The sequence below is a fragment of the Nocardioides panzhihuensis genome (assembly GCF_013408335.1).
Taxonomy (GTDB): Bacteria; Actinomycetota; Actinomycetes; order Propionibacteriales; family Nocardioidaceae; genus Nocardioides; species Nocardioides panzhihuensis.
The window spans coordinates 5,074,350-5,100,917 of record NZ_JACBZR010000001.1 but is presented as its reverse complement, the minus strand read 5'-3'; the positions used below and the strand labels follow the sequence as shown (position 1 = coordinate 5,100,917).

The following is a 26,568-nucleotide window of genomic DNA, read 5'->3' as shown; positions in this document are numbered from 1 at the left end:
GTGACCTCCCCAGCGGCGGAGGATGCGGTCGTCAGGACCGCCTCCACCGCGGTGGGCGGTCCTCTCGGGGGAATCGCACACGGCCGACGGCGCTGGTTCAGCGCTGTCGGCCTGTTGCTGCTCCTGACCGCGCTCACGTTCGCCATCGGGATGGTCTCCAAGCAGACCTGCTACAACGCCACCTGGACCAACGGCGAGAGCCGATACACCCACTTCTGCTACTCCGACCTGCCCTATCTCTACGTCGACCGGGGCCTGGCCGAGCACGAGTGGCCGTACTCCTCCGATCCTGACGTCCGGGCGCGCTACTCGCAGGTGATGGAGTATCCGGTCGGCATCTCCTACTACGCCTGGGCGACGGCGCACGTCACCGACTGGCTGACCGACACCCCCGACGAGGACGAGCGCCATCTCGTGGAGACCTCGAGCTTCTGGGGCCTGCCCGGCATGCACCACGAGATCCGGGTCTTCATCATCGTGAACGTGATCGGCTTCGCGGTCGCGGCGCTGCTCTCGGCCTGGTTCCTGGCACGTACGCATCGCCGACGGCCCTGGGACGCGGCCGCGTTCGCGCTCGCCCCGGTGCTGGCGGTGACCGGGGTCATCAACTGGGACATGCTGGCCGTCGTCTTCGTTGCTGGTGCGCTGTGGGCGTGGTCGCGGGACCGGCCGCTGCTGACCGGCATCCTGATCGGGCTCGGCTGTGCGACCAAGCTCTACCCGCTCTTCCTGCTCGGCGGGCTGGTCATCATCTGCATCCGGCGTCGTCGCTACTACGACCTGGCGGTCGCCGTCCTGGCGACGATCCTTGCCTGGGTGCTGGCCAACCTGCCCGCGATGGCGACCGGCCTGGAGCAGTGGAAGGTCTTCTGGAGCTTCAACTCCGAGCGCGGCCCCGACCTCGGCTCGCTGTGGCTCGTGGCCCAGCAGGCCAGCGACGCGGCGATCTCGGCGCAGACGGTCAACCTCGTCTCCTGGGCCTTCTTCATCGCCTGGTGCAGCGGCGTACTGATCATCGGTCTGACCGCCCGCGAGACACCGCGGCTGGCGCAGCTCGGCTTCCTGATCGTCGCGGGATTCCTGCTGGTCAACAAGGTGTATTCACCGCAGTACGTCCTGTGGCTGCTGCCGCTGGCCGTGCTCGCCGTGCCGCGCTGGCGTGACCAGCTCATCTGGCAGGCCGGTGAGCTGATCTACTTCGTCGCGGTCTGGTGGTATCTCGCGGACATGCTGGCCAGCAGCGGCGGCGACCAGCCGGCGTACTGGTTCGCGATCCTCGCCCGCGTGGCCGCCGAGATCTACCTGATCGTGGTCGTCGTCCGGGAGATCTACGAGCCGTGGCGCGACCCGGTCCGGTGGACCGAGGCTCGCACGGAGTCGCAGGAGGACCTGGCGACTCAGGAGTCCAAAATGATCTCGTCGAACGAGGTCGCGGTGTAGCGCACCCGCACCTCGAGCTCCTCGCCGACCTCGGGCACGCGCGCGCCCGAGGGAAGCATGAGCATCGACTCCTGCATGTGCGGCGGCTCGGCGAACCAGAGCGCCTTGCCGTCGAGCGTGTACGGCGAGCGCGACTGCCCCATGGCGTCGAGCCCGCCGCGGGCGACCGCGAGGGCGCGCGAGCGCAGGTGGGTGTCACCCAGCGGCGCCTCGAGCCCGATCCCGTGGGCGGTGCCGCCGGAGGCGACCACCAGGTGACCGGCGCGCATTGCGTTGCGGCCGCGATAGCCGTAGGAGTATCCGCGCTCGAGCGGGTGCACGTCCTCGACGGTCGCGGTCACGGTGAGCGCGCCGCGGTCACCGAGCCACAGGCCGGTGCCGACCCGGGGACGGAAGATGACGTCGCCGTAGGACGCGCGCAGCTGGGCGAGCTCGTTGGCGCTCAGGTGGGAGACCCACACCGTGGTCGCCTCGGCGCCGACGACGGCGTCCATCTGGGCGCGTACCTCGGCCAGCGAACCGCCGTCGAGACCGAAGTGCATCGTGACGCCCTCGAAGCGGGCGCGCTCGTGGGCGATGGCAGAGGTGGGCCACAGGTCGCTCGGCGTCATCCCGTGGCGGCGCATCGAGGTGACCAGCTCGAGGATGACTCGGGGGTTGGGCTGGCGCTCGAGCAGCAGCGGCAGGTCCTCGGGACGGCTGATCGTGTGGATCACGCGGTCGGCGATCTCCGGGTTGATGTCCGGGGAGTAGGGCCGCCACGGAGTGAGGACGTAGATCGAGCCGCTGAACCGCGTCGCGACCTCCCAGACCTCGTTGTAGGTGCCCACCGCGAGGGTGTCGACACCGGTGCCGAGCTCGTTGAGCCACTCGGTCTGGTGGGCGAGCTTGCGGAGGGTGAGGCCGTAGCCGTTGCCCTTCGCGACCGGGACCAGGCCCGGGGTCGCCTCTGCGAAGGCCTGGACGTGCTTGCGCCAGCGATCGGAGTCGACGGTCAGTTTCAGCGGCATACGGTGATCAGCGCCTCTTCATGTAGACATCGAAGGCCGTGTAGATCGGCTTGTTGAGCGGCAGGTCCCACTCGCCGGCGTACTCCACCGCCTGGCCACCGGTGCCGACCTTGAACTGGATCAGCCCCACGTGGGAGTCGTCGGTGGAGAGCGTCGGAGTGATGCCGCGCAGGTCGTAGGTGGTCGCGCCGGCGGCCATGGCGTCCTGGATCATCGCCCATTGGAGGGCGTTGGAGCCACGTACGTCTCGCTTCTCGGTCGAGGAAGCGCCGTAGGAGTACCAGGCGTGCTGTCCGACGCGGACCAGGATCGTGGCGGCGACCAGATCGCCTTCGTGCCGCGCCAGGAAGAGCTTGATCCGGTCCGGGTCCTCGCTCGACATCGCCCAGAACATGGTGCTGAAGTAGCTTCGCTGGCGCGGAGTGAAGTGGTCGCGCTGGGCGGTGTGGACGTAGAGATCGTGGAAGGCGCTCAGGTCGCCCTCGAAGTCACCGTTCGCCGGGTTGGTGGGGGAGGCGACGGTGACCTCGACGCCCATCTTGGCCGACTTCTTGATGTTGCGGCGCCAGAGCTGGTTCATCCCCTTGAGGACCTCGTCCTCGGTCTTCGGGGTGCCGTCCTCGTGGGCCAGCGGGATGACGAAGTTGTACTGCGGCTGCCCGGCGCCGAAGCCGTCCTCGGGGCTCTGCAGCTTCCAGCCGGCGGCCCGCAGCTGGCTGACCACGCGGGCGCCGATGGCGTCGCGATGGGTCGGGGTGAGCTGGCCGAGTCGCTGGACGGTGTCGTCGGCGATGCCGTCCTTGACCTGAGCCGCGCTCCAGGTCGCGGTCGTGACCGGCGGGCCGATGCGGATGCCGAAGGCGCCGTTCTTCTTCAGGTACGACGCCAGCGGCTCCAGCCACGGAGCGAGATCGCCCGACCAGTCGATGCTCGGGCCCTCGGGCAGGTAGGCGAGAGTGAAGCGCTCCAGCTTCGGGACCGGGCGGTGGAGCACCAGCGCGGCGCCGACGAGGGCGCCGCCCTGCAGGTCGTCGAACCACCCGACCGACTCCGAGCGCCACTCGGTCTTGACCCGCGCCCACGACGGGGTCTGGAGGAAGCTCACGCTGGGTTGCTTCTCGATGAAGGCGAGATGCTCCGCAGCGGTGATGGGGCGCACGGTGAGACTCACCCGCAGAAGGCTACCCGCTCTGGCGGTAGGGCCGAATCCCCGGTGGTCCCGCTCTGGATGTCGGTGGTCGAGCTTGTCGAGACCACCCGATAAGACGGTCTCGACGAGTCCGACCACCGATTGCTGGTGAGTCTGACGCATTGAGACGCTATTGTCGGCGGCCAGATGTATCACGGCTGGGGCCTGGGCCTCCTTGGGGCCGTGACAGCAACCATGACCACCACGATGACGCGCCCGCGCGTCATCTGGCCCCCCACCGGCTCGGCGCCGACCCGGAGGCCGCCGGTCGAGGAGGGGACTGTGACACGGGTAAGACGTGAGGTGGGTCATGCCGACACACCTGCGACCGTGTGGTCCCGGGCCACGGCCGACTTCGACCGCTGGCTCAGCGGTGACTCCACCGCTCTCGACGAGCTGGTCGCGACGATGACCCCGATCCTGTGGCAGATAGCGCGCTCCTACCGGCTCAGCCAGGAGCAGGCCGAGGACGTCGTCCAGAACACCTGGCTCACCTTCGTACGCAAGCACTCCTCCATCCTCGACACCGCGGCCGTCGGCGCCTGGCTCACTCTGACCACCCGCCGTGAGGCCTGGCGGGTCGCGAAGCGCTCCGGGCGGGACGTACCTGTGGAGGACGAGGCCTTGGAGTCCCGCGTTCCGACACAGCGCTCGGCCGAGTCCCTGGTCGTCGAGGGCGACCTCAACTCGCGCATCTGGGCGGCCGTGGAGGGCCTGCCCGAGCGATGCCGACGGCTGGTGCGCGTGGTTGCCTTCTCCGACCGGCCCGACTACGCCGGTCTCGCCGAAGAGCTCGACATGCCCATCGGCAGCATCGGCCCCACCCGCGGCCGCTGTCTCGGGAAGCTGCGGGACTCGCTTCGTACTCTGCTCGACAATGGGGAGGTGTCGTGATGGGTCGCTCGGAGGAGCCCAGTCGCGAGGAGCTGTTGGGTCTGGTTCGACAGGCGTACGTCGCCGGCGACCCCGTACCCGGCGGGCTGATCTCCCGAATGCAGGCGGCTGCCGCCGGCGCCGCCGAGGACTCCGGCCTCGGGCTCGACCTGGAGCTGATGCTCCTGGTGGAGTCCTCGGGCGCTGAGACGGCCGGGGTTCGCTCCGCGTCCCCGCTCGAGGCCCGCTCGGCCTACACGCTGCGCTTCGCGCAGTCCGGCGTCGACGTGCTCGTCCGCGTCGCCTCCGACACCGACACCACCGCCCGCCTCGACGGCTGGGTCGTCCCCGGCACGCCCATGACCGTCCGCGCCATCCGCGCCGACTCGGTGCGTACGCCGATCGTCGCTGTCACGCTGGGCGCCTCGGGGCGCTTCGAGCTCACCTCGCTCCCCGCCGGCCTCATCCGGCTCCGCTTCGAGCCTGCCGACGGCTCCGCGGCCTTTCTGACCCCCACGTTCGAGATCTGACCAGGAGTAACAGTGCATCCCAAGCGTGAGCCCCGCCTGTCGGTGGCATACGGAACGACCGAAGCGCGCGTCCTCGACCCGACCAACGCGGTCGCGGTCGACGGGGTCTCGGCACGTTCGACCATCTATTCGTCGACAACTCTCTTGATCTCGAAGTCGGTCGACTTCGATGACGCGTTCCGCCGAGTCTCGAAGGTGGCGAAGTCGTTGAACTGGCGTGCCGAGGTTGAGCCCGAGCCGGAACATGCGAGGGATCTGCGCTTCGGCGTGCGCAGGATTCGTCTCGGCGTTGTCCCGGGGAAGGCAGTCGCGGCTCCGGACGCGTGGACACTCCTCCAGTTTCTTCGAGCCGACGGCGTCGACGGTGCTCGCGGCGTGAGCCTTGAGCACGTGCTTATCCCCGTTCCGCACAACGACCCGCACCCGCACAACGACCCGCATCCCCATAACGACCCGCACCCGAGGAGTGGATACGACCCGCTGGGAACCGGTGGGCGGCAGCCGGTCGCGTATGTCGGAGCTCCGCCGAGTCGGCGTACCGACGAGCAGATCGGGGGTAGGACCCGCCCGGTGGTTGCAGTGCTAGACACGGGCTGTGGACAGCACCCCTGGCTGGGCTTCGTTGAGCGGGACGTGCGACTCGGTGAACATCGGATTGGATGGTCGCCGGATGTGCCGAATTCGGAGGTTGACGGCGACCTGGTTGGGCCCCTCGACGGCCTGATTGATCCGATGGCTGGACACGGGACGTTCATCACGGGGCTGATTCATCAGGCGTGCCCCGATGCCGACATCTATGCCTGGCGGATCGTCCCGCCAGAGGGGCCAGTTGCAGAGTTCGGCTGGCTTACGGCGCTGGCGCAGATCGCCGAACTAGTGCACCTCTACCGCCAAGGGGACCCACGCGGGCGCCGGATCGACGTGCTCAGCCTCTCGATCGGGTACTACCACGAGACACCCGAGGATGCGCTGTTCGATCCGATGCTGTCGGAGATCCTTGCTGACCTTTCAGCGAACGGAACGCTGGTGGTGTGCTCGGCAGGCAATGACGCCACGTCGCGCCCGAACTTCCCCGCAGCATTCGCTCCATGGATCAACGGAGACTGCCCGGTGTCGACGACCGGCGACGGATTGCCGATCGTTTCTGTCGGGGCCCTCAACCCCAATGGAACAGACGCGATCTTCAGTAACGCCGGTCCGTGGGTTCGCGCATTCGAGCTCGGCGTGGGTGTCGTCAGCACTTTCCCCACTGCCTTCGACGGTGGCTACCAGGCGACAATCGCAACGGAGTACGACGAGCGACAGCGAGAGACCCTGGATCCGGACGATTTCGGTGGCGGCTTCGGCACATGGAGCGGGACGTCGTTTGCGGCGCCGTTGCTTGCCGGTCGGATCGCGCAGCACCTCCTTGATAACGGCGAGGCCGGTGACCTCGAGCGAGACGTCGATCGCGCGTGGGCGGCCGTTGAAGATCTCACGACGCTGAAACAATGACGGCTCACGGTCCGGACGAGCTGCACAGACAGGGTGTCGCGGCACTTAGGGCAGGCAACCTCGACATTGCGAGGTCGCTCTTAGAGCGCGCCCTCAAGGTTGCGAATGAACCTGCTGTCCTCGTTCGGATCGAGTCATCACTGGCCTATCTCGAGGCGGACGACTCCAATTTGAGTGTCGCCTTGGAGAAGAACGCCCGCGCGCTCGAGTTTGGCGTCGAGGGGCCGACCAGCGGAGTGCTTCTGGCGCAACGCGCACTACTCCTGCGACGGGCTGGTCGCGCGGCTGAAGCGCTGAACGTTTTCGGTGACGCGATCTCGTCCCTCGAAGATTTGCCGCTCGACCTTGCCAAGGCGTACCTCAACCGAGGGACCGTTCATCTCGATCGCCACGACACCGTGAAAGCGGCCCAGGATTTCGAGGCGGCAGCAGAGCGATACCGGTCCTCGGGCGAGCCCATCGCGGCCGCGCAGGCCGATCATAATCGGGCCTATGCGTTGTTTCTGTCTGGTGACTTGGTCGGTGCTCTTGCTTTGATGGAATCGTCGTACGAAGTTCAGGCATCCGGTGGTCCGTTGATCAAGGCCGTCTGCGACGCCGACCGCGCAGAGGTACTGATGGCGGCGGGGCTGACGCGGCAGGGTGGCGAGATGTTGCGGCAGGCGGCCGAGGCGTACGGATCGAAGGGGCAGCGGCAGCGGCAGGGAGAAGCCGAGCTGGCGCTCGCTTCGCACTTGGTCGCGACCGACCCGACCGAGGCGCACCGAGTGGCGCGCTCTGCGCTGGGCTGGTTCGAAGAGGCCAAGGCGCCGGGCTTGGCGCTGCGGGCGCGGGCGGTGGCGTTCGAGGCAGCCGTGACTGCAGGCCAGGATCCGAGCGAGGAAGGCGAGGCGCTGGCCGGTCCGCTGGAGGAGCAAGGACTGAGCTGGCCGGCGCTCCGGGTGCGTATGCAGGCCCGGCTGGCGCGCATTCGTTCGGCCGAGAACGCCGACCTACCCACAAGACCTGCGAGCGGCAGGGTCATCGGCCCGGTGCCGCCGGAAGCGCCTATCGACATCCGCCTTCTCGAACGCGAGCTGCGTGCGGAGCTCGCCGTCGCCGCGGGCCGGGCCGTCAGCGGGCTCCGTGAGCTCCGGGCAGGACTCGACGACTTCCATCTGTGGCAGAGCTCGTTCGGCAGCCTGGACCTGCAGACCAACGTCGCCGGCCACGGCCGGACACTGGCCAGGCGTGGCCTGGAACTGGCCGTCGAGTCCGGGGAGACGGACGTGCTCTTCGAGTGGTCGGAACGTTCCCGGATGTTGGCCTCGCGGGTCCAGCCGGTGCGGCCGCCGTCCGATCCTCAGCTGGTCGCCGACCTGGCCGAGCTGCGTGGCGAGGTGAAGCCTGAACGCGAGGCCGTGCTGCGCGAGCAGATCCGCCAGCGCGCTTGGCGGGTCAAGGGATCGGGCCAGGTCTCGGATCCGATCTCTCTCCCTGACCTGCGCAAACGTATCGGCAGCCATGCGCTCGTCGCCTACGTCGTCGCCGCGGGTCGGATCGTCGCCGTCGTCGCGACCGATGACTCCTCGGCGCGGATCGACCTCGGCGACCAGTCCGCGCTCGGGTCCCTCCTGGGCGGCCTGCTGCCGGACCTCGACGTCGCCGCGACCGATCTACCGGGTCCGCTGGGCGCTGCCGTACGCGGTGACCTGACCGCCCGGCTCCGGCAGCTCTCAGACCTGCTCGTCACCCCGATCCTCGAGCGCATCGGTGACCGGCCCGTCGTCTTGACGCCCTCGGCCGTCCTGGCCGCGGTGCCGTGGACATTGCTGTCCGGCTTCACCGGCCGGCCGGTGACGGTCGCCCAGAGTGCCACCGCCTGGCTGGGCCGCGCGGATGCCCCGCTGCGTGCGAAGACGGCAGGCTTCGTCGCCGGGCCGCGGGTCATGCGTGCCGCCGACGAGGTCACCCACAGCGCAACAGCCTGGTCCGGCTCTCGCACGCTCACCGGCGCCGACGCCACCGCGGCGGCCGTCTCCGCGCTGGCTGCCGAGGTCGACGTACTCCATCTGGCCGCCCACGGCCACCACTCCGCCGACAACCCGCTCTTCTCCGGGCTCGAGCTCGCCGACGGGACCTGGTACGGCTACGACATCGACGGCCTCGCCGCTGTCCCCGACGTCGTCCTTCTCTCGGCCTGCGAGGTCGGCCGCTCGACGATCCGCTGGGGCGAGGAGCTGATCGGTCTGGTCGGCGCCTGGCTCCACGCCGGCGCCCGCGCCGTGATCGCCTCGCCCGCGGTTGTAGCGGACGAGGCTGCGTACGCGGTGTTCAGCCGCCTCCACGAAGCTCTGGCAAAGGGCCTGGCCCCGGCCGAGGCCCTCGCCGAGTCCCTCCCGGCGGCGACCACGGACGCCCCGCCGGCCCCCTTCGTCTGCTTCTCATAGGGAGCCTGAGGCAATGTCGATGGGTGAGGACCCGACAGGTCCTCACCCATCCAGTTAGGCCTAGTTGGGCTTGTTGTGTGGCGCTGCGAAGGCGTAGATCGCCAGTGCCGTGGTGACACTGGTGGTTGCCGCAAGGTAGGCGCGTGCTTTCAGTCCGTTCGTGCTCATCTGTTCCTCCTCTCGTGGGGTTGGGGAGTACGACTCGATCAAGCTGAAGTCCGGGCGGGATGAACCGGATCGTCAGCCGCAACCGGAGGTTGCTGTGGGCGAGACGACGCGACTATCAGCAGCACCAGGCCTGCGATCAAGAACAGATCGCCGATGCTCAGAACCTTCATCAGCAACGGGATCGGGATGAGATCTGCAAGCGGCGTCCAGAGTGGCGACACATCGTCCAGGCGGATGTAGCCAGGGGCGTCCGTGATCAGCTGCGCTTGGGAGTATCCGGCCGTTCGTGCCCCGGTGAGGCTGTACGGCATTGCGCCAAGAGCGGCGATCGGTATCGAGTTCGACGCCGTGCCGAGAGGAATGAGAACCAATGCCCATCGCCCGATACCGCGAGACCAAAGCGGTCGATTGAGCCAGCTGAACGCGAGCGCGATGACAACGACCAAGACCGCGTAGAGGCGCCGCTCTAGAGATTCTGTGACCTGCTCGGGCCACCATCCCTCGATCTGCACGAACTGAAGCGCTGCGGCAAGAACGATCAGCCATGTCCCGCGCAGGCTCGTCAGAGAGGTCGCAACGTTCGGGCGGGCGACGATGATGAGTCCGATAACTGCTGGCAGCACCATCAGCGTGAGCATTCCTGGACCGGGCATGCCAAGCAGGGTAGTGACGCTGTGCGGCACCTGGAGAGGAACGAGTCAACTCGTTTCGAGCTGTCGGATGTGCTGGCGGTCGGCCGGAGCAGGGCGTCAAGAAATCCTGGGAGACCTTGTATCAGGCGGCGAGCCGCGTACTCCTTGGGGCTGTCCGGGCCGAGGTTCGGGGGAAACTCGGTTCGGGCGCTGGCGCCGCCGCCTTGGGGGAGGCAGGCGGTTTCGGGGCCGCAGCGTGGGTTGGGCACTAGGGGGATGCCCAACCCACGTGCGGGGCCTCGACGGCGCGGTCACCGCGCTGCGACGTGGGCCGGGCGGGGCGGTGAGGGGATGACCACCCCGCCCGGCAACGTTCAATTCTCCCGCGCCGGCACCGCGACGGCAATGGTTCAGGAATGCGGTTCTAGACGGGACGGTCCAAGCGGCCCAGTCGATGCCCGAGCGCGGGGGTGACCCGGTCCACCCAGCTCGCGGTGATGTGGGAGTCGTCGTAGTACGTGACCACGTCACCGACCACGAGCGGGCAGCGCTCGGTGCAGACGAGGTCGACGATGTCGACGTACGCCGCCTCGGTGTCCGCGAGCGCCTCCTGGGTCACCTCGTTGGAGTCGACCTCGGTGCCGTCGGCCTTCACGACGCAGTCCTCGAGGAGGTTGCGGGCGTCGGAGAGGCACTCGCCCGGGTCGTTCTCGACGGCTGGGATATCGGCGAAGACGCGTACGTCCGGGGTGATCTTCTCGAAGGACTCGACCCCGTCGCGTACGCCGTCACGCCACTGCTCTTCGGTCGAGACGCCGTCGCGCTCCTCCATGTCGAGCATCCCGCGGGCGCCGACGACGATCGTGTCCGGGTCGAGCTCGGCGATCTGCTCGTTGGTCCACTCCCGGAAGTCCTCGCACTCCTCGGCGGTCATCTTCGAGGACTTCTGCTTCACCCCGTACGCAGCGCAACCAAGTTTCACGAACGGGACCAGCTTCACGTTCTGGCGCTCGGCGAGGGTGTCGAGCGCCGGCAGCCACATCCCGATGTGGGAGTCGCCGACGACGGCGACGGTGCGCTCGGCCTTGCCGTCGCCGTAGACGCAGTCTCCGTCGAGCCTGGTGTCGCCGTGGCCGGCATAGCAGTAACCGCCGCGCTCGGCCCACGAGTCGCCGGCGTCGAACTCGACCTCAGGGGGTAGTGGCGCGCCCTCTTCGGCGGCCGCGACCGTCTTCTTCAGGACGCCGGTGACCGGCTTGTCGTCGGTATCAAGGACGTCGGGGTTCTCGGCGAACCACTCTTCGGCGTTCGCCTTGGCGACGTCGACCTGATAGCCGGCGTACGCCTGGGAGCTCGTGCCCGCGACCAGGGCGAGAGCAGCGGCGGCGGGCCAGAGGGCGAGCGCTCGGCGGCCCTTGGTGAGATGCGGGATCTTGTGATGCTGGAAGGGCATCTCGATCCAGTGGTAGCTCGCCGCGGAGAAGGCCAGGATGAGCGCCAGCATGATCAGCAGCTGGCGGACGCCGCCGCCGGGGATCACCTCGGGAGCGAGGATCAGGATCGGCCAGTGCCACAGGTAGAGGCTGAACGAGATGTCACCCAGGTAGCGCAGCGGCTGCTTGGAGAGCAGCCAGCCGGTCGGGGTGGCCGGGCCGGCGACCAGGAGCGCGACCGTGCCGAGCACCGGGACCAGGGCGTGCCAGCCCGGGAAGTGGGTCGCCTCGCTGAAGCTGGCGGTGGCGTAGACGAGGGTGCCGACCCCGGCGATGCCGAGGCCTGCGGCGGCGAGACGGCCGGTCCGCGTCGCACTGGTCGCGACCTGCAGACGGCCGGCGAGGCAGGCGAGCAGGGCGCCGGCGGCGAGCTCGAACGCGCGGGCCGGGGTGGAGAAGTAGGCCGTGGTCGGGTCGGCGGCGGTGACGTGCAGCGACCAGGCCAGGCTGACCACCGCCACGATTGCGGCGAGCGCGGTGATCGCGCGGCGCCGGTGGTGCTTCGGGATCCAGAGCGCGACGGCGAGCACGAGCAGCGGCCAGACGACGTAGAACTGCTCTTCGACCGAGAGCGACCAGTAGTGCTGGAACGGTGAGGGCGCGGCGCTGTGAAAATAGTCGACGGCCTGGTCGGCGAAGTGCACGTTGGCCAGGAAGACCGCCGCCCAGCCCGCGTCGCCGGCGATCTGGTCGGTGCGGGTCTGGGGCAGGACGATCGCGCTGTAGGTGAGGACGACCAGCATCGTCGCGGTCGCCGCCGGCAGGATCCGGCGGGCGCGGCGGGCGTAGAACTGGCTGATGCTGACCGTGCCGCTGCGGTCGGTCTCACGCAGCAGCAGGGTGGTGATCAGGAACCCGGAGAGGACGAAGAAGACGTCGACTCCGACGAACCCACCCTCGAACCCGGAGAGCCCCGCGTGTCCTGCGATCACCAGACCGACAGCGACGGCACGGAGACCCTGAACATCGGCGCGCCAGTTCGAACTCATTCGAAGAAGCCTATGTCAATGGCCCAGTTGGGTCATAGTCGACAGTCCCGCTGGGTGGTCCTTCTCGCCGACTTTTCAGTGATCTCTCAGTGCTGACTCATCCCCGATGTCAGAGCCGTTCGCGAAGCCAGGCGAAGTCGCTCACGTGCTCCTCGGCGCCGCCGGGGGTCTCGCAGATGACCGGGGCGTCGGCATCACGGACGACCTTGGCCAGCAGGTCAGGATCGATCTTCCCGGCGCCGAAGTTGGTGTGGCGGTCGGCTCCGGAGTCGAACTCGTCGCGGGAGTCGTTGCAGTGGACCAGGTCGATGCGGCCGGTGATCTTGCGGACGTCCTCGACCACGGACTCGAGCGGGTTGCCGCCGGCGTGCGCGTGGCAGGTGTCGAGGCAGAAGCCGACGTTCTCGAAGCCCTCGGCCTTGCTGATCGCTTCCCAGACGCCGGCGATCCGGTCGAGGTAGCGCGCCATCGCGTTGTCGCCGCCGGCGGTGTTCTCGATCAGGAGCGGGACCTTGATGTCGGTCGCCTCGATCGCCTTGCGCCAGTTGTCGAAGCCCTTCGCCGGGTCGTCGTCCTTGCCGACGTGGCCGCCGTGGACGATCAGGCCCTTGGCGCCGACCTCGGCGGCGGTGTCCATGTGCTGCTGGAGGAGCTTGCGGCTCGGGATGCGGATCCGATTGTTCGTCGTGGCGACATTGATGATGTAGGGCGCGTGGACGTAGAGATCGACTCCGGCCTCCTCCGCGCGGGCCTTGAGGGCTGCCGCACCGTCGGCGTACGTCACCACCGGGCCCTTGTAGGACTGCGGGTCGCCCAGGAAGAACTGCACCAGCCTCGCGCCGCGGGCGGTCGCCTCGGTGACGGGGTCGGTCTGGTCTACGTGGGCACCGATCGCAACAGCCATGGCCTCAGTCTAGGACGCCGCACCGACGGTCCCCGGTGGTCGAGCGGTCCCCGGTGGTCGAGCTTGTCGAGACCTTGACTTCATACCTTACGGGGGTATGGTAGATCGCATGGACGAGCACACCGGTCACGAAGGCCACGAAGAGCACGCGGATCACGGCTACCTCCACAACAAGAACAAAGAGGCGTATCTCAAGCGTCTCAAGCGCATCGAAGGACAGGTGCGCGGTCTGCAGCGGATGGTCGAGGACGAGGCCTATTGCATCGACATCCTCACCCAGGTCTCCGCCTCGACGAAGGCGCTCCAGGCGGTCGCTCTCGGGCTGCTCGACGAGCACCTTGGTCACTGCGTCGCCGGTGCGGTCCAGAACGGTGGCGCCGAGGCGGACGAGAAGCTCGCCGAAGCCTCTGCCGCCATCGCTCGCCTCGTCCGGTCCTGACTGTCAACAATCCTACGAATCTAAGGAGATCCCCATGAGCACCCAGAACTTCACCGTCGTCGGCATGACCTGCGGCCACTGCGCCTCCTCCGTCACCGAGGAGGTCACCGAGATCGCCGGCGTGAGCAACGTCGATGTCGACCTGGCCTCGGGCAACGTCACCGTCACCTCCTCCGAGCCGATCTCCGACGACGCCGTCCGCGCGGCCGTCGAAGAGGCCGGCTACTCCCTGGCCTGATCACGATGACCCCCACCGCCACCACGCCCACAGAGCAGCAGCTCGAGATCGAGGGGATGACCTGCGCGAGCTGCGTGCGCCGAGTCACCAAGGCCATCAGCCGCGTCGAAGGGGTCGAGGACGCCAACGTCAATCTCGCCACCGAGACCGCCCTGGTGCACTTCGATCCTTCCCGCACCGACCTCGCCGAGATCAGCGCCGCCATCGAGAAGGCGGGCTACCAGGCCGTCCTGAGATCGTCGACTGTCGACGATCCGCAGGCGCCCAAGATCGACGAAGACGATCGGGACGTACGCCGCGAGGCCGAGCTCGTCCAGCTCAAGCGGCGGTGGGTCACGGCCCTGACGGTGGGGCTCGGCCTGATGGCCCTGATGTACGTTCCGCTGCCGGTCAACGCCATGGAGCCGGTGATGTCGATCGTGCTCGTGGTCGCCGCGGTCACCCAGTGGTGGGCGGGTCGGGACATCTACCTCGCGGCGACGCGGGGCCTGCGGCACGGCACCGTCGACATGAACACCCTGGTCATGCTCGGCACCGGCATCGCCTTCGCCTACAGCGCCTTCGTGACCTTGTGGATGGGGCAGGCCGAGGCGTGGGGTCTGCCGCTCCACCTCTACTTCGAGACCGCCCTGGTCATCATCGCGCTGGTGCTGATGGGCCGCTGGCTGGAAGCACGGGCCAAGTCGCGTACGGCAGACGCCGTCAAGGCTCTCGTCGGCCTGATGCCGGAGACGGCCACGGTCGTCCGCAACGGCCGTGATGTCACGATCCCGGTGGCGGACCTGCAGGTCGGCGACCGGATCCGCGTACGCGCCGGGGAGAAGATCCCGGTCGACGGCCGCGTCGTCGCCGGGGCGTCCTACGTCGACGAGTCCATGCTCACCGGCGAGAGCGACCCGGTGCGCAAGGCCGAGGGCGACATCGTCATCGGCGCGACGATCAACCAGACCGGCTCGTTCGAGTTCGAGGCGACCGCGGTCGGCTCCGAGACCACGCTGGCGCAGATCATCGCGATGGTCGAGTCGGCACAGGGCTCCGGCACCAAGCTGCAGCGCCTGGCCGACCGGGTCTCGGCGGTGTTCGTGCCTGTCGTCCTGGTCGTGGCCGCGCTGACCTTCGTCGGCTGGCTCGTCTTCGGCCCCGACGCCGAGAGCCTCACCAGTGCCGTCACCGCGGCCATCGCGGTCCTCATCATCGCCTGCCCCTGTGCCCTGGGTCTGGCCACGCCGGCCGCAGTCATGGTCGGTGCCGGCCGTGCAGCCGAGCTCGGCGTACTGGTCGGGTCCGGCGAGACCCTCGAGCGCGCCCGCTCCGTCACCGCCATCGTCTTCGACAAGACCGGCACGATCACCCACGGCACGCCCGAGGTCTCCGAGATCGTCCCCGCCCCCGGCTGGACACCGGACGCCCTCGTCCGGATCGCCGCCGCCGCCGAGACCGGCAGCGACCACCCCCTGGCCACCGCCCTCCGAGCCCGCGCCGAGCCCCCCGCCGAGGCGTCACTCCCGTCGGCCGAGACGTCACCCCGGTCGGCCGAGGCGTCATCCGGTGCCATCTCGAGCGACGTACGTGACGCCTCGGCCGACGCGCCTGACGTCTCGGCGTTCGAGGCACACCCGGGCCGCGGGATCAGTGCGGTCGTCGATGGCCGCCGGGTCGTGGTCGGTAACGCGGCGATGCTGGCCGAGGAGGGCATCGACGCCGCGGACAACGGATCGGTCCTGGTCGCTGTCGACGGGTGGTACGCCGGTTCGATCCGGGTCGCGGACCAGGTCCGCGACGAGGCCAAGGAGACGGTCCGCCTGCTCGAGGAGTCCGGCGTCGAGGTGCACGTCCTCAGCGGCGACGCGGCCGCGACGGTGGCGAAGGTGGCCGACGAGGTCGGCGTACGTCATGCCGTCGGTGGCCTCCTGCCCGAGCAGAAGCTCGCCCGTATCCAGCAGCTCCAGGAGGACGGCAAGGTCGTCGCGATGGTCGGCGACGGGATCAACGACGCCCCGGCGCTGGCGCAGGCCGACGTCGGGATCGCGATCGGCACCGGCACCGACGTGGCACTGGCCGCCTCCGACATCACGCTGGTCGGTGGCGACCTCCGTGGCGTGGTGACCGCGCTGGCGCTCTCCCGCCGCACGGTCGCCACGATCAAGCAGGGGCTGTTCTGGGCGTTCGCCTACAACGTGCTCCTCATCCCCGTCGCCGCGCTCGCCCTCCTCGACCCGGTTCTCGCCGGCGCCGCGATGGCGATGAGCTCGGTCAGCGTGGTCACCAACGCGCTGCGGCTGCGCGGCTTCAAGCGTCCCGAGACCCCTGAGGCGTACGCCGGTCGTGGCTTCCTCACCAAGGCCCGTGACGGTGGGTATCTGGTCGTCACCGCCGTGATCGCGATCGCGATCGGCGGCGCGCTGACCTACGTGTCGCGCAGCGAGCCGGCGCAGCGGGGGATGAACGGCATCCTGGAGTGGGCGCAGGGGATGAGCCCGATGCGGCCGTCGATGACGGAGATGCACGAGGTCGACGTGGCCCCTGTCGCCTCGGACGAGTCGGGCATCGATGTCGCGATCACGCGGCGCGAGGGCGGGCTCCGGTTCCTCGTCACCGACGCCGCGACCGGGGATCCGGTGACCGACCTCGGTCGCACCCACCAGGCCTGGATGCACGTCATCGTGACCAGTCAGGACCTGTCCTGGTTCCGCCACCTGCACGCCGAGCCGACCGGCCGTCCCGGCGAGCTCGAGACCGACGTGACCTTCCCTGCCGGAGGCACCTACCGAGTCGACACCGAGTTCCGTCGGCGTGCCGACATCGCCGACGTCCTCGATCGCCAGCAGCTCACGATCGAAGGTACGCAGCCTCCGGCCGTCCCGGTCGAGGCGAGCCCGAGATCGTCGACTGTCGACAATCTGACTGTCACGCTCGAAGGCTCGGTCGTCGCCGACCAGCAGAGCGACCTCCGCTTTAGATTCGAGCACAGCAGGTTCGAGGACAGCAGCGGCAAGATGGTCGACGATCTGCAGCCCTACCTCGGCGCAGCCGGCCACGTCGTGGTCATGAGCGCGGACGGCAGGACCTTCGTGCACGGTCACGCAGAAGGCGCCGAGCTGGCGGTCCCCGGGACGTCGTTCGGGCCTGAGCTCGGGCTGCACCTGGACGTACCCAAGGCCGGCCTCTACCGCCTGTGGGCCCAGTTCCGGCTCGCCGACGGCGAGGTGATCACGGTGCCGTTCACCGTCGAGGCCGTGGATTCGGCCGAGACTGCGGATTCGGGTGAGGAAGGCGCTGGTTGATACGCTGACGCGTCCCCCTTCACAGATGGAGACGGGACATCGCATCAGCCCTCCTGCCATGGAGAGACCATGGCCGCCGAGTCCGTAGGAGGTGGAGAACGCTATGCGCGCCTATGAAGTAATGGTGATCCTCGAGCCCAGCCTCGATGAGCGCACCGTCGCCCCGACCCTTGACAAGTTCCTGAAGGTCGTCACCACTGATGGTGGCACCGTCGAGAACGTTGACGTCTGGGGACGCCGTCGTCTGGCCTATGAGGTCAACAAGAACGCCGAGGGCATCTACGCCGTCGTCAATCTGACTGCCGAGCCCAAGACCGTTCTGGAGCTCGACCGCCAGTTTGGCCTCAACGAGCAGATCCTCCGTACGAAGGTCATCCGTCCGTCCAAGTGACGCGGATGTCACCGTCGGGAAATGTCGGTACCGGGCCCTATCTTTGGGCCCTAGGCCAGTTCAATTGATTTGTAACTCCTGAACCGACACCGACAACCAGATCAGACTCAAGGGAGATCTCATGGCAGGCGACACCGTCATCACCGTGATCGGCAACCTCACCGACGACCCGGAGCTTCGCTTCACGCCGTCGGGTGCAGCCGTTGCCAACTTCACGATTGCTTCGACGCCCAGCAGCTTCAACCGGACGACCAACGCGTGGGAGGACGGGGAGACCCTGTTCCTGCGCTGCTCGATCTGGCGCCAGGCTGCTGAGAACGTCGCCGAGTCCCTGCAGCGCGGCATGCGTGTCGTCGCTCAGGGTCGCCTGAAGTCGAGGTCCTACGAGACGCGCGAGGGCGAGAAGCGCACTGTCTTCGAGCTCGAGTGCGACGAGATCGGTCCGTCGCTCCGCTACGCGACCGCCAAGGTCACCAAGGCCAGCCGCCAGTCCGGCGGCCAGGGTGGTGGCCAAGGCGGTGGCCAGGGCGGCGGCGGTTTCAACCAGGGCGGTGGCTACAACCAGGGCGGCGGCTACGGCGGTCCCCAGGGTGGTGGCCAGCAGCAGGCTCCGGCCGGCGGCAACGACCCGTGGGCCTCGCCGGCTCCGCAGCAGCCCGCCAACGCGGGCGGCGGCGCACCGGCCAACGACCCGTGGGCAGCCCCGGGCGTGGGCAACGACGAGCCTCCCTTCTGATTCACCGCCCGCTGCCGAGCGAAGCGAGGCAGCGCAGGGCGGGGAGATCGAGCAAGCGCCGCGGCTGAGTTCGCGAAGCCGCGACGTGCGCGTCGAGATCCACACACATTCAAGTCCGAATCCCTCAACCATTCCGGCGCTTGCCGGGCTTCTAGAAAGGAAGCACCACAATGGCCAAGGCAGTGATTCGCAAGCCTAAGAAGAAGGTTTGCCAGTTCTGCAAGGAGAAGGCGACCGGCGTCGACTACAAGGACGCCACCCTGCTCCGTAAGTTCATCTCCGACCGCGGCAAGATCCGTGCGCGTCGTGTGACCGGCAACTGCGTCCAGCACCAGCGCGACGTGGCCATCGCCGTCAAGAACGCGCGCGAGGTTGCTCTGCTGCCCTACACCTCCACCGGTCGCTGAGGAGGATCGACATGGCTACCAAGATCATCCTTCAGCAGGAGGTCACCGGGCTCGGTTCCGCCGGTGACGTCGTCGATGTCAAGGACGGCTACGCCCGCAACTACCTGATCCCGCGTGGCGACGCCATTCGCTGGTCCCGCGGCGCCGAGTCGCAGGCCGAGTCGATCAAGGCTGCGCGCGCGGCTCGCTCCGTGCGCGACGAGGCTCACGCCGCCGAGATCAAGAACAAGCTCGAGTCCACCACGGTCAACGTGAAGGTCCGCTCGGGCAAGGACGGCCGCCTCTACGGTGCCGTCACCGCCGCCGACATCGCCGCCGCGGTCACCGAGGGCACCGGCGAGTCGATCGACAAGCGCACCATCGCGCTGGGCAACCCGATCAAGGGCCTCGGTGCTCACGAGGTCTCCGTCAAGCTCCACGACGAGGTGTCCGCCAAGGTGGCCCTCAACGTGGTCCCCGCTTGATCTAGGGATTCCACAAGGCCCGCCTCCTCCGGGAGGTGGGCCTTGTCCGTTTTCGCCGAGACGTCACTCCCGTCGGCCGAGACGTCAGGTACGTCGGCCGAGACGTCACTCAGGTCGTCCGACTGGGCATCTGATTGCCATCTCGACCGACGCGAGTGACGTCTCGGCCGACCGGGGTGACGTCTCGGCTCAGAATCTGTTGGCGATCTCGGTCAGCTTGGCGACGTACGCAGACCAGTCGTACTCCGACGGGATGTTGTCGCCGGCCTTGCGCCAGCCGACGGCGCCGTCGATCTCCTCGCGGAGGATGTCGGCCTGTCCGCCGTGGCCGGCGAGATCGGCGAAGAGATGCACGAGCATCTGGTGCAGGGTGACTTCGTCGCCGCCCCAGTGCGGCACGTGTCCGATGGCGTCCAGCGGCAGCGCGTCGATCGTCTCGTCTCCGTGCGCGATGACCCGACGGTAGAGGCCGATGATCCCCTCGAGGGTCTCGTCCTCCGTGGCGTACCAGTCTGCCTGCGGGTCGACCTCGAAGACCTCGTCCGAGATCAGCGCCCCGGGCTCGGGGAACGGACGGCCGAACGTCGCCCCGAGGTAGACGGCCTCGACCCCGATGACGTGCTTGATGATGCCGAGGAGGTTGGTGCCGGTCGGCGTACGCGGCAACCGGGCATCCCGCTCCGAGAGATCCTCGACCTTGGAGATGAGGGCTTCGCGGCGGGCATCGATGTAGGACTTCAGCGTGCTCTTCGGGTCGGCGGGCATGTGCTGACCCTGACGCCGAGCCGGGTTCGATGCAACCGAGTTGCGGCGCCGGGTTCAGACGCCGGTGACCAGCCAGCGGTCGGACCGCGCCCGGAGAGTCAGCACCACGAACCGAGCTCCCATGAACCCGACCGCGAAGGAGATCCACACCCACACCAGCCCGCCGCCGAGCACGACGACCAGGGCGACGAGCGGAACGTAGGCGACCAGCGTCCAGACTCCGCCCCAGGCCAGATAGCGACCGTCGCCGGCGCCGATGAGCACCCCGTCGAGCACGAAGACGACGCCCGCGATCGGTTGCGCGATCGCCGCCACGAGCACCACCGGCACCAGCAGCTCCCGCACCGCCGGGTCCCCGGTGAAGAGCGCGCCGAGGAACGGCGAGACAGACGCCAGCAGTACGCCGGTCCCGACCCCGATCACGACGCCCCACCACACCATCCGGGCCGTGATGGCCCGAGTCTCGTCGGCATCGCCCGCACCCAGCGACCGCCCCGTCAGCGCCTGCGCAGCGATCGCGATCGCATCGAGCACGAACGCCAGGAACGTCCACAGCGTGAAGGCGATCTGGTGGGTCGCCAACCCGACGGCCTGGTCGCCGACTGCGAGATGAGTGACGGCATACGTCGTGGCCAGGAGCGCCAGGCGCAGCGTCAGCGTACGCACCACGAGGGCCACGCCTGCTCGCGCGGCAGCCCGGATCCCGGGCAGGTCCGGGCGCAACGGCGCCCCCTCCTTGCGGGCTGCCCGCACCACGACGTAGGTCAGCATCGCGGCGGCCAGCACCTGCGCGATCACCGATCCGATCGCCGAACCGGCGATCCCGAGGCCCGCTCCGTAGACGAGAGCGACGTTGAGCACGATGTTGAGTACGTTGGCGACGACCGCCGCGACCAGCGGCGTACGTGTGTCCTGCAGCCCGCGGAGCACGCCGGTGGCCGCGAGCATCATCAGCAGCGGTGTCACACCGAGGACTGCGATCCGGAGGTAGGTCGTCGCCGGCCCGACCACCTCGTCGCCTGCGCCGACCGCGCGACAGAGCGGCTCGGCCAGCACCATCACCGGCACGGTGACGACGACGCCGATGATGACGGCGAGCCAGATCCCGTCGATCCCCTGACGAAGCGCACCGGAGGTGTCCCCGGCACCGATGCGGCGGGCGACCGATGCTGTGGTGCCGTACGCCAGGAAGACGCAGAGACCGACGATCGTCTGGAGGACGACGCCTGCGACACCGAGGCCGGCGAGCTCGCTGGTGCCGAGGTGACCCACGATCGCGGAGTCGGACAGCAGGAAGAGCGGCTCAGCCACGAGGGCCAGGAACGCGGGGATCGCGAGTCGCCAGATCTCCTTGTCGAGACCTCGGCGGTCGGTCTTCGAGTAGGTCGTCGCATCCGCCGGGTTCGTCACGGCGTCAAGGTTAAACACCGTCAGCCCGGAGCGCTTTCCAGGGCAGGTGGAAAACCTGTGGAAAACGTCGTCGCGGCGCTATGTCGACAAAACGCCCGTATCGGCACAGCCATGCCGGGTGTGAACGCGGATACGTGGCGTACTTTCTTTCGTCCACAGGTCCGAGAGAGTAAAACACCAGTTCAGAAGCACTCTGGAAGTGATTCTGCACCAGTTATGCACAGGCGGTTCCCCAGGCTGTTCACATTGACCAGCACCTCGTCCACCGCTATCCCCTAGTTATCCCCAGGGCCTGTGGATAACTTGCTGTCGCCGATGTGGTGAGCGACGTAGGGTCACGGAGACTTGAGGTGTCGTCGAACAGTCGGCCGATGGCTGCGCGAGCAGGACTGTCGGTGCTCACCCGTAGCGTGGGCCGGGATCGATCGAGATCACGCCGCGACGATCCGCAGACCAGGGAGGGCATGGGAATGAGCGTCACCGAGACCGGCTCGATGGGCGGTTCGGGCGACTTCCCGGAGCCGCCGTTCGAGGAGTGGGGTGACGGTCCCGCGGCGTACGAGCCGGGCAACGCCCCGCGCGCGGTCAACGACCGCACGCCGCCGCAGGACATGGCCGCCGAGCAGGCGGTCCTCGGGTCGATGCTGATCTCGAAGGACGCCATCGCCGACGTCTCCGAGACGCTGCGCGGCACCGACTTCTATCGCCCGACCCACGAGACCATCTACGACGCGATCATCGACCTCTACGGTCGCGGCGAGCCTGCCGACATGGTGACGGTCGCCGACGAGCTGCGCCGCAAGGCCGAGCTCGACCGCATCGGTGGTGCCCCCTACCTGCACACGCTCGCCTCCAACGTCCCGATCGCCGCCAACGCGGGCTACTACGGCGAGATCGTCCGCGAGAAATCCGTTCTTCGCCGCCTGGTCGAGGCCGGCACCAAGATCGTCCAGATCGGCTACGCCGGCGAGGGCGAGGTCGACAACATCGTCGACGAGGCCCAGGCAGAGGTCTTCAAGCTCACCGACAAGCGCTCGGGCGAGGACTACTCTCCGCTCGCCGACATCATGGACGGCGTCCTCGACGAGATCGAGGCGATCTCCAACCGCGAGGCCGGCCTCTACGGCGTGCCCACCGGCTTCGCCGACTTCGACGAGCTCACCAACGGCTTCCACGGCGGTCAGATGATCATCGTCGCGGCCCGTCCGGCCATGGGAAAGTCAACCCTTGCTCTGGACTTCTGCCGCGCGGCCTCGATCCACAACAACCTGACCAGCGTCTTCTTCAGCCTGGAGATGAGCCGCTCCGAGATCACGATGCGTCTGCTGAGCGCCGAGGCGAAGGTGCCGCTCAACCACATCCGCAACGGCAACATGTCCGACGACGACTGGAACAAGCTGGCCCGCAAGATGGGCGAGGTCTCCAGTGCGCCGATGTTCATCGACGACAGCCCCAACATGACGATGATGGAGATCCGGAGCAAGGCCAGAAGGCTCAAGCAGCGCCACGACCTCAAGCTGATCGTCATCGACTACCTCCAGCTGATGAGCTCCGGCAAGAAGGTCGAGTCCCGCCAGCTCGAGGTCTCCGAGTTCTCCCGTCAGATCAAGCTGCTGGCCAAGGAGCTCGAGGTCCCGATCATCGCGTTGTCCCAGCTCAACCGTGGCTCCGAGCAGCGTGCCGACAAGCGCCCGGCGGTCTCCGACCTGCGTGAGTCGGGATCGTTGGAGCAGGATGCCGACATGGTCGTCCTCCTCCACCGCGACGACGTCTACGAGAAGGAGTCGACCCGCCCCGGCGAGGCCGACGTGATCATCGCCAAGCACCGTAACGGCCCCACCCGCGACCTCGTCGTCGCCTTCCAGGGCCACTACAGCCGCTTCGTCGACATGGCCCACTGAAGGACGTCAGATGCCGGACGCGTAGAGAGCATGCGGCTCCTCGTCACGGGCGTACCGCTTCGCTGTTGCGTCCGAGAACTCGAGGATTCGGCACGCGACAGTTCTAGTCAGCATCTGGCCAATGATCGTCATTGTCGCCCGCCACCTGCGCCTGCTTTAATGCCTGAGCCCGTCTGGGCTGGACATAGGAGCAGATATGCGCAAGTCGGTCCTCGCCGCTGTGAGCGTGCTCTCACTGATGTTCAGCGTCGCTGTCCTGGCGCCACCAGCTACTGCGGCCGTCTCGATCTCGGTCACCGCGTCGGCCTCCACCGTGAGCGAAGGCTCGGCTGTCCGGATCAGCGGCACAGCGTGGGGTGCGAGGCTTGGCAGCGTCGTCGACCTGCAGCGCTGGTACGACGGCGCCTGGCGGCGGGTCGCTCGCAAGACCCTCGTCGACACCCGTCGCTTCTCCTTCCGCGTCACGCCGCCGCGAGGAGCTCAGCGCTACCGCGTACGTAAGCCCGCTCAGCTCGGCCAGTCCGCGGCCACGTCGCGGACGATCTCCGTCACGGTCACGTGGCGCCCGAAGGTGACGGCAGCGACATCGGTGTTTCTGCGCTCCGACCGCCTCTGGGTCACTCGGGTGACCGGCACCGCTCCGGCGGACACCCTGGTCAACGCCCAGCACTTGAACCCGACGACCGGCGCGTGGGTGACAACCGGCCCAGGTGCGGTCTCCGATTCCGCGGGGCGCTTCCGAGTGGACGTCGACGGCCGCCCGAACGGCTGGCGCTTCCGCATGATGAGCGCGCCCTCGGGGCCACGGCTGAGCGGCTACTCCGCCACCCTCAGCGCCGTCCAGCGGCCAGTCCCGCTGGCGATGAACCAAGAGACGCAGATCGGTGCCCTCGTCGCTGACCCTGCCACCGGATATGCCTCGTTCACGCTGCCCGCGACGGCCGGTGACCTCGTCTCGGTCGCCATCGACGCCGAGGCCCGTGCCTCGACGGTCAATGTCGAACTCAACGGCACTCCGATCGCGACCCTGGAGCCCTACCAGCAGCGTGTCTCCACATTCCGTGCCCCTGCGACGGGCACCTATCGACTGACGTCCCATGTCTACGACACCGGAGTGTCAGGACCGGTCACGATCTGGACCTCGACGGCCAAGACGAAGGCGTACGATCAGGGCTGCTGCAACGCCGACCAAGACCGCCCAGGCCAGATCGTGGACTACTCCGTCCCGGCTTCTCCTGACGACATGTATGTCCTGACAGTGTCGGAGTATGAGCAGCTGCCTGCACCCTTCCGCTCAATCCTCGACCCCGACGGCCTCCCGGTTCAGTCGCTCTATCCCGTGCGGACGACCTACGGCAACAGCCAAGTGTTTCGGCTGAAGAAGGCCGGCACGCACACTCTCCGCTATATCGCGCACGGGCTGGAACCGCTCGATGTGAGGGACAACCTGGAGCCGATCGTCACGACGGACGCAACGCTGGACGGCGGCTGGGTCTCCGGTGGTCCGACCAGGACGTCGGGCGGCGGCCGATTCCGACTCACCGTTCCAGCAGGCACGACCTTCGTCATGTCATCTTCGACCGATGGCCAACTTCTCACGCCTTCTGGGGAGATGGTGCCGGTCGGGGCCGGCGAAACCTGCTTCGAGAATGCGGCAGGGGGACAGTACGACCTGGTCGTGTGGAAATTCGGAGTCTCGTTCTCTGCCCGGACCGCGAAGCGATGCCCGAACAACTGATGGTGAGGTGACGCCAGGCGACCGACCCGGAGGATACGCTCCTGAGATGGCCGCCCTCGATGCCGTCGAAGACCGGATCTGGACGCTCCTCGACCGTTACCGCGCAGAGCTCGAGGAAGCGACGATCTACGGGATGCCGTCGCTGCGCTGGCCCGGTTCCGGCGCTCACGACTACTTCGCCGCCGTCAAGCGAAGCGCGAACAAGGTGAGCCTCTATGCGATCGCCGTCGACACCTGGCCGGACGCGCTCGAGGGCTCATCGGAGGCGTTCCAGAAGCGCCGTACGGGCAAGGCGACCTTCTCCTTCCCCACGTTGGACAAGGAGATGGCCACCGAGCTCGAAGCGTTCTTGGAGCGGCTCTATCAGCGTTACCGCGAGCATCACGCCAGCTAGCTGACGGCCCGTCTCGGGCAGGCGTTGGCGATAGGGGCGCCGGTATTTTTGCCGAGCAATCTCCGACAAGCCCTGGCGCCGCGACGGTGCCATCGCGAAGAATCTGGCCCCGGCGTCCCGCCGGCCTGAGAAAGCGACGAACCATGGCGAAATCGATCCCCCACACCGCCTACCTCACCCACGTCGGTTCCGGTCTGCGAGCGGCCCGATGACGCACGATCTCCCGACCCGGGCCGAGCTCCACGACCGACCCGGCCTGCTGCGTGGCACGTCCTGGGAGCTCTTCGCGGATCCCTGGCGCGGCACCCCATCCTTCGCGGACGAGGAGAGCGTGGTGGCCGCGGCCGGCCTCGTCCAGCTCGGCGAGACCTTCGGGCTCGACTACCCGATCAACGCGTTCATGCCAGGGATGTCCCAGACCGCGAAGCCGGCCGAGCACATCATCTACGGCGACCACCCGGCTCATCGCGGCGACTACCTGAACGGCTACTACCTCCAGTCCTCGACCCAGATCGACGGGCTGCGGCACCGGCGTGCCGACGACGCCGGGTTCTACGGTGGGACCGCCGACGAGCTGATCGCGCCAGGGACCGAGGAGCTCGGCATCCAGGTGTGGGCCGACCGCCCCATCGTCAGCCGCGGCGTCCTGGTGGACATCGCCGGCCTCCTCGCCCGGCGTGAGGAGACCCTCGACCACGAGGCCGGCCAGCCGATCCCGTACGACTACATCGACCATGCCCTGACCGCACAGTCGATCGAGCTGCGCGCCGGTGATGTCGTCATGCTCCACACCGGGTGGTGCGAGTGGTTCCTCGGGCTCACCGCCGAGCAGAAGCTGGCGCAGCAGGCGCTCGGCCGCGCCACCGGCATCGCCCAGAGCGAGGAGGTCCTCGACTGGGCCTGGGACACCGGGCTGGCGCTGCTCGCCGCGGACACCTTCGCGGTCGAGTGTCTGCCGGCCGTACCCGATTCACCCTTCCTCCAGACGGCATTGAACGACCGGGGCACGATGCATCAGGAGTTCCTGGCCAAGCTCGGCATGCCGCTCGGAGAGCTGTGGCGCCTCGGGCCGTTGGCGCGCCGCATGGACGATCTCCAACGGTGGGAGGCCTTCCTCAGCGTGAAGCCGCTCAACGTCACCGGTGCGACCGGATCGCCGGCGAACGCCGTCGCCGTCATCTGACGAATCTTCGACCACAGGCTGTCCGATACGCCTGCCTCGTCACGTCGGCCCCGTAGGTTGGACGCGA

General features: G+C 68.1%; 24 protein-coding genes. 16 read left to right on the top strand and 8 right to left on the bottom strand.

Going from position 1 to position 26,568, the window contains the following annotated elements; all coding sequences use genetic code 11:
* The gene (locus BJ988_RS24195; protein WP_343051768.1) at positions 1-1,440 is read left to right on the top strand and encodes a glycosyltransferase family 87 protein; all 1,440 of its coding nucleotides are present in this window, start codon (positions 1-3) and stop codon (positions 1,438-1,440) included.
* On the opposite strand, the gene BJ988_RS24190 is transcribed toward BJ988_RS24195, so the two are convergent.
* Positions 1,398-2,450: an alanine racemase gene (locus BJ988_RS24190; protein ID WP_179660409.1), complete on the bottom strand. Its 1,053-nt coding sequence runs from the start codon at positions 2,448-2,450 to the stop codon at positions 1,398-1,400. The genes BJ988_RS24195 and BJ988_RS24190 overlap by 43 nt on opposite strands.
* A gap of 7 nt (positions 2,451-2,457) precedes the next feature.
* A complete protein-coding gene (locus BJ988_RS24185; RefSeq protein ID WP_179660408.1) occupies positions 2,458-3,621 on the bottom strand; it encodes a peptidoglycan bridge formation glycyltransferase FemA/FemB family protein in 1,164 nt (387 codons plus the stop codon).
* Between the two features lie 300 nt (positions 3,622-3,921).
* Here BJ988_RS24185 and BJ988_RS24180 point away from each other — a divergent pair, with 300 nt between their 5' ends.
* The 3 genes from BJ988_RS24180 to BJ988_RS24170 are packed head-to-tail and all read left to right on the top strand — an operon-like array spanning position 3,922 to position 6,536.
* Positions 3,922-4,533, top strand: coding sequence for a sigma-70 family RNA polymerase sigma factor (locus BJ988_RS24180; RefSeq protein WP_179660407.1), 612 nt, complete (start codon positions 3,922-3,924; stop codon positions 4,531-4,533).
* Positions 4,533-5,042 (top strand): hypothetical protein, encoded by a 510-nt coding sequence (locus BJ988_RS24175; protein WP_179660406.1) that lies wholly within the window; start codon positions 4,533-4,535, stop codon positions 5,040-5,042. Before BJ988_RS24180 ends, BJ988_RS24175 begins: the two co-directional genes overlap by 1 nt.
* 12 nt (positions 5,043-5,054) lie before the next feature.
* The gene (locus BJ988_RS24170) at positions 5,055-6,536 is read left to right on the top strand and encodes a S8 family serine peptidase (RefSeq protein ID WP_179660405.1); all 1,482 of its coding nucleotides are present in this window, start codon (positions 5,055-5,057) and stop codon (positions 6,534-6,536) included.
* A gap of 257 nt (positions 6,537-6,793) precedes the next feature.
* Here BJ988_RS24170 and BJ988_RS24165 read toward each other — a convergent pair whose 3' ends face one another.
* Positions 6,794-7,018 carry a hypothetical protein gene (locus tag BJ988_RS24165; protein ID WP_179660404.1) on the bottom strand — a complete coding sequence of 75 codons (225 nt, stop codon included), beginning with the start codon at positions 7,016-7,018 and terminating at the stop codon, positions 6,794-6,796.
* A gap of 54 nt (positions 7,019-7,072) precedes the next feature.
* Here BJ988_RS24165 and BJ988_RS24160 point away from each other — a divergent pair, with 54 nt between their 5' ends.
* Positions 7,073-8,965, top strand: coding sequence for a CHAT domain-containing protein (locus BJ988_RS24160; protein WP_179660403.1), 1,893 nt, complete (start codon positions 7,073-7,075; stop codon positions 8,963-8,965).
* A gap of 206 nt (positions 8,966-9,171) precedes the next feature.
* On the opposite strand, the gene BJ988_RS24155 is transcribed toward BJ988_RS24160, so the two are convergent.
* The 3 genes from BJ988_RS24155 to BJ988_RS24145 all read right to left on the bottom strand — a co-directional run bounded on the left by BJ988_RS24155 (position 9,172) and on the right by BJ988_RS24145 (position 13,151).
* Positions 9,172-9,786, bottom strand: a complete 615-nt coding sequence (locus BJ988_RS24155; RefSeq protein WP_179660402.1) for a DUF5317 family protein — start codon at positions 9,784-9,786, stop codon at positions 9,172-9,174.
* Between the two features lie 403 nt (positions 9,787-10,189).
* Positions 10,190-12,247 carry an acyltransferase family protein gene (locus tag BJ988_RS24150; RefSeq protein WP_179660401.1) on the bottom strand — a complete coding sequence of 686 codons (2,058 nt, stop codon included), beginning with the start codon at positions 12,245-12,247 and terminating at the stop codon, positions 10,190-10,192.
* Between the two features lie 109 nt (positions 12,248-12,356).
* On the bottom strand, positions 12,357-13,151 hold the full coding sequence (locus BJ988_RS24145; protein WP_179660400.1) for a deoxyribonuclease IV: 795 nt from the start codon (positions 13,149-13,151) through the stop codon (positions 12,357-12,359).
* Between the two features lie 109 nt (positions 13,152-13,260).
* Between BJ988_RS24145 and BJ988_RS24140 the strand changes: the two genes are divergently transcribed.
* The 7 genes from BJ988_RS24140 (at position 13,261) to rplI (ending at position 19,110) form a co-directional block, all read left to right on the top strand.
* Positions 13,261-13,590, top strand: a complete 330-nt coding sequence (locus BJ988_RS24140) for a metal-sensitive transcriptional regulator (RefSeq protein ID WP_179660399.1) — start codon at positions 13,261-13,263, stop codon at positions 13,588-13,590.
* A gap of 34 nt (positions 13,591-13,624) precedes the next feature.
* Positions 13,625-13,828, top strand: coding sequence for a heavy-metal-associated domain-containing protein (locus BJ988_RS24135; protein WP_179660398.1), 204 nt, complete (start codon positions 13,625-13,627; stop codon positions 13,826-13,828).
* Positions 13,829-13,833: 5 nt separating this feature from the next.
* On the top strand, positions 13,834-17,112 hold the full coding sequence (locus BJ988_RS24130; protein WP_179660397.1) for a heavy metal translocating P-type ATPase: 3,279 nt from the start codon (positions 13,834-13,836) through the stop codon (positions 17,110-17,112).
* A 103-nt stretch (positions 17,113-17,215) separates the two neighbouring features.
* Positions 17,216-17,503, top strand: a complete 288-nt coding sequence (gene rpsF / locus BJ988_RS24125) for a 30S ribosomal protein S6 (RefSeq protein ID WP_179660396.1) — start codon at positions 17,216-17,218, stop codon at positions 17,501-17,503.
* Positions 17,504-17,624: 121 nt separating this feature from the next.
* Positions 17,625-18,239 (top strand): single-stranded DNA-binding protein, encoded by a 615-nt coding sequence (locus tag BJ988_RS24120; RefSeq protein WP_179660395.1) that lies wholly within the window; start codon positions 17,625-17,627, stop codon positions 18,237-18,239.
* 170 nt (positions 18,240-18,409) lie between these two features.
* Entirely contained in the window at positions 18,410-18,646 is a 237-nt protein-coding gene (rpsR, locus tag BJ988_RS24115) for a 30S ribosomal protein S18 (protein ID WP_008355445.1), read from the top strand.
* An 11-nt stretch (positions 18,647-18,657) separates the two neighbouring features.
* Positions 18,658-19,110, top strand: a complete 453-nt coding sequence (rplI, locus tag BJ988_RS24110; RefSeq protein ID WP_179660394.1) for a 50S ribosomal protein L9 — start codon at positions 18,658-18,660, stop codon at positions 19,108-19,110.
* A 189-nt stretch (positions 19,111-19,299) separates the two neighbouring features.
* Here rplI and BJ988_RS24105 read toward each other — a convergent pair whose 3' ends face one another.
* Both BJ988_RS24105 and BJ988_RS24100 read right to left on the bottom strand, forming a co-directional pair.
* The gene (locus BJ988_RS24105) at positions 19,300-19,875 is read right to left on the bottom strand and encodes a DinB family protein (RefSeq protein ID WP_179660393.1); all 576 of its coding nucleotides are present in this window, start codon (positions 19,873-19,875) and stop codon (positions 19,300-19,302) included.
* 54 nt (positions 19,876-19,929) lie between these two features.
* Positions 19,930-21,285 carry an MATE family efflux transporter gene (locus tag BJ988_RS24100; protein ID WP_179660392.1) on the bottom strand — a complete coding sequence of 452 codons (1,356 nt, stop codon included), beginning with the start codon at positions 21,283-21,285 and terminating at the stop codon, positions 19,930-19,932.
* Positions 21,286-21,755: 470 nt separating this feature from the next.
* Here BJ988_RS24100 and dnaB point away from each other — a divergent pair, with 470 nt between their 5' ends.
* The 4 genes from dnaB (at position 21,756) to BJ988_RS24080 (ending at position 26,501) form a co-directional block, all read left to right on the top strand.
* Positions 21,756-23,186 carry a replicative DNA helicase gene (gene dnaB / locus BJ988_RS24095; protein WP_179660391.1) on the top strand — a complete coding sequence of 477 codons (1,431 nt, stop codon included), beginning with the start codon at positions 21,756-21,758 and terminating at the stop codon, positions 23,184-23,186.
* 196 nt (positions 23,187-23,382) lie between these two features.
* Positions 23,383-24,924 carry a hypothetical protein gene (locus BJ988_RS24090; RefSeq protein ID WP_179660390.1) on the top strand — a complete coding sequence of 514 codons (1,542 nt, stop codon included), beginning with the start codon at positions 23,383-23,385 and terminating at the stop codon, positions 24,922-24,924.
* A gap of 46 nt (positions 24,925-24,970) precedes the next feature.
* Positions 24,971-25,318 carry a hypothetical protein gene (locus tag BJ988_RS24085; RefSeq protein WP_179660389.1) on the top strand — a complete coding sequence of 116 codons (348 nt, stop codon included), beginning with the start codon at positions 24,971-24,973 and terminating at the stop codon, positions 25,316-25,318.
* Positions 25,319-25,526: 208 nt separating this feature from the next.
* The gene (locus BJ988_RS24080) at positions 25,527-26,501 is read left to right on the top strand and encodes a cyclase family protein (RefSeq protein WP_179660388.1); all 975 of its coding nucleotides are present in this window, start codon (positions 25,527-25,529) and stop codon (positions 26,499-26,501) included.
* The last annotated feature ends 67 nt before the right edge of the window (positions 26,502-26,568 follow it).

Excerpts from the sequence above, each read along its gene's own strand:
- rplI (WP_179660394.1), top strand. The coding sequence starts at position 18,658 with ATGGCTACCAAGATCATCCTTCAGCAGGAGGTCACCGGGCTCGGTTCC.
- BJ988_RS24190 (WP_179660409.1), bottom strand. The coding sequence starts at position 2,450 with ATGCCGCTGAAACTGACCGTCGACTCCGATCGCTGGCGCAAGCACGTC.
- BJ988_RS24165 (WP_179660404.1), bottom strand. The coding sequence starts at position 7,018 with ATGATCGGCCTGCGCGGCCGCGATGGGCTCGCCCGAGGACCGGTATCG.
- rpsR (WP_008355445.1), top strand. The coding sequence starts at position 18,410 with ATGGCCAAGGCAGTGATTCGCAAGCCTAAGAAGAAGGTTTGCCAGTTC.
- BJ988_RS24130 (WP_179660397.1), top strand. The coding sequence starts at position 13,834 with ATGACCCCCACCGCCACCACGCCCACAGAGCAGCAGCTCGAGATCGAG.
- dnaB (WP_179660391.1), top strand. The coding sequence starts at position 21,756 with ATGAGCGTCACCGAGACCGGCTCGATGGGCGGTTCGGGCGACTTCCCG.
- BJ988_RS24155 (WP_179660402.1), bottom strand. The coding sequence starts at position 9,786 with ATGCCCGGTCCAGGAATGCTCACGCTGATGGTGCTGCCAGCAGTTATC.
- BJ988_RS24145 (WP_179660400.1), bottom strand. The coding sequence starts at position 13,151 with ATGGCTGTTGCGATCGGTGCCCACGTAGACCAGACCGACCCCGTCACC.
- BJ988_RS24135 (WP_179660398.1), top strand. The coding sequence starts at position 13,625 with ATGAGCACCCAGAACTTCACCGTCGTCGGCATGACCTGCGGCCACTGC.
- BJ988_RS24080 (WP_179660388.1), top strand. The coding sequence starts at position 25,527 with ATGACGCACGATCTCCCGACCCGGGCCGAGCTCCACGACCGACCCGGC.
- BJ988_RS24150 (WP_179660401.1), bottom strand. The coding sequence starts at position 12,247 with ATGAGTTCGAACTGGCGCGCCGATGTTCAGGGTCTCCGTGCCGTCGCT.
- BJ988_RS24175 (WP_179660406.1), top strand. The coding sequence starts at position 4,533 with ATGGGTCGCTCGGAGGAGCCCAGTCGCGAGGAGCTGTTGGGTCTGGTT.
- BJ988_RS24140 (WP_179660399.1), top strand. The coding sequence starts at position 13,261 with ATGGACGAGCACACCGGTCACGAAGGCCACGAAGAGCACGCGGATCAC.
- BJ988_RS24085 (WP_179660389.1), top strand. The coding sequence starts at position 24,971 with ATGGCCGCCCTCGATGCCGTCGAAGACCGGATCTGGACGCTCCTCGAC.
- BJ988_RS24160 (WP_179660403.1), top strand. The coding sequence starts at position 7,073 with ATGGAATCGTCGTACGAAGTTCAGGCATCCGGTGGTCCGTTGATCAAG.
- BJ988_RS24120 (WP_179660395.1), top strand. The coding sequence starts at position 17,625 with ATGGCAGGCGACACCGTCATCACCGTGATCGGCAACCTCACCGACGAC.
- rpsF (WP_179660396.1), top strand. The coding sequence starts at position 17,216 with ATGCGCGCCTATGAAGTAATGGTGATCCTCGAGCCCAGCCTCGATGAG.
- BJ988_RS24105 (WP_179660393.1), bottom strand. The coding sequence starts at position 19,875 with ATGCCCGCCGACCCGAAGAGCACGCTGAAGTCCTACATCGATGCCCGC.
- BJ988_RS24090 (WP_179660390.1), top strand. The coding sequence starts at position 23,383 with ATGCGCAAGTCGGTCCTCGCCGCTGTGAGCGTGCTCTCACTGATGTTC.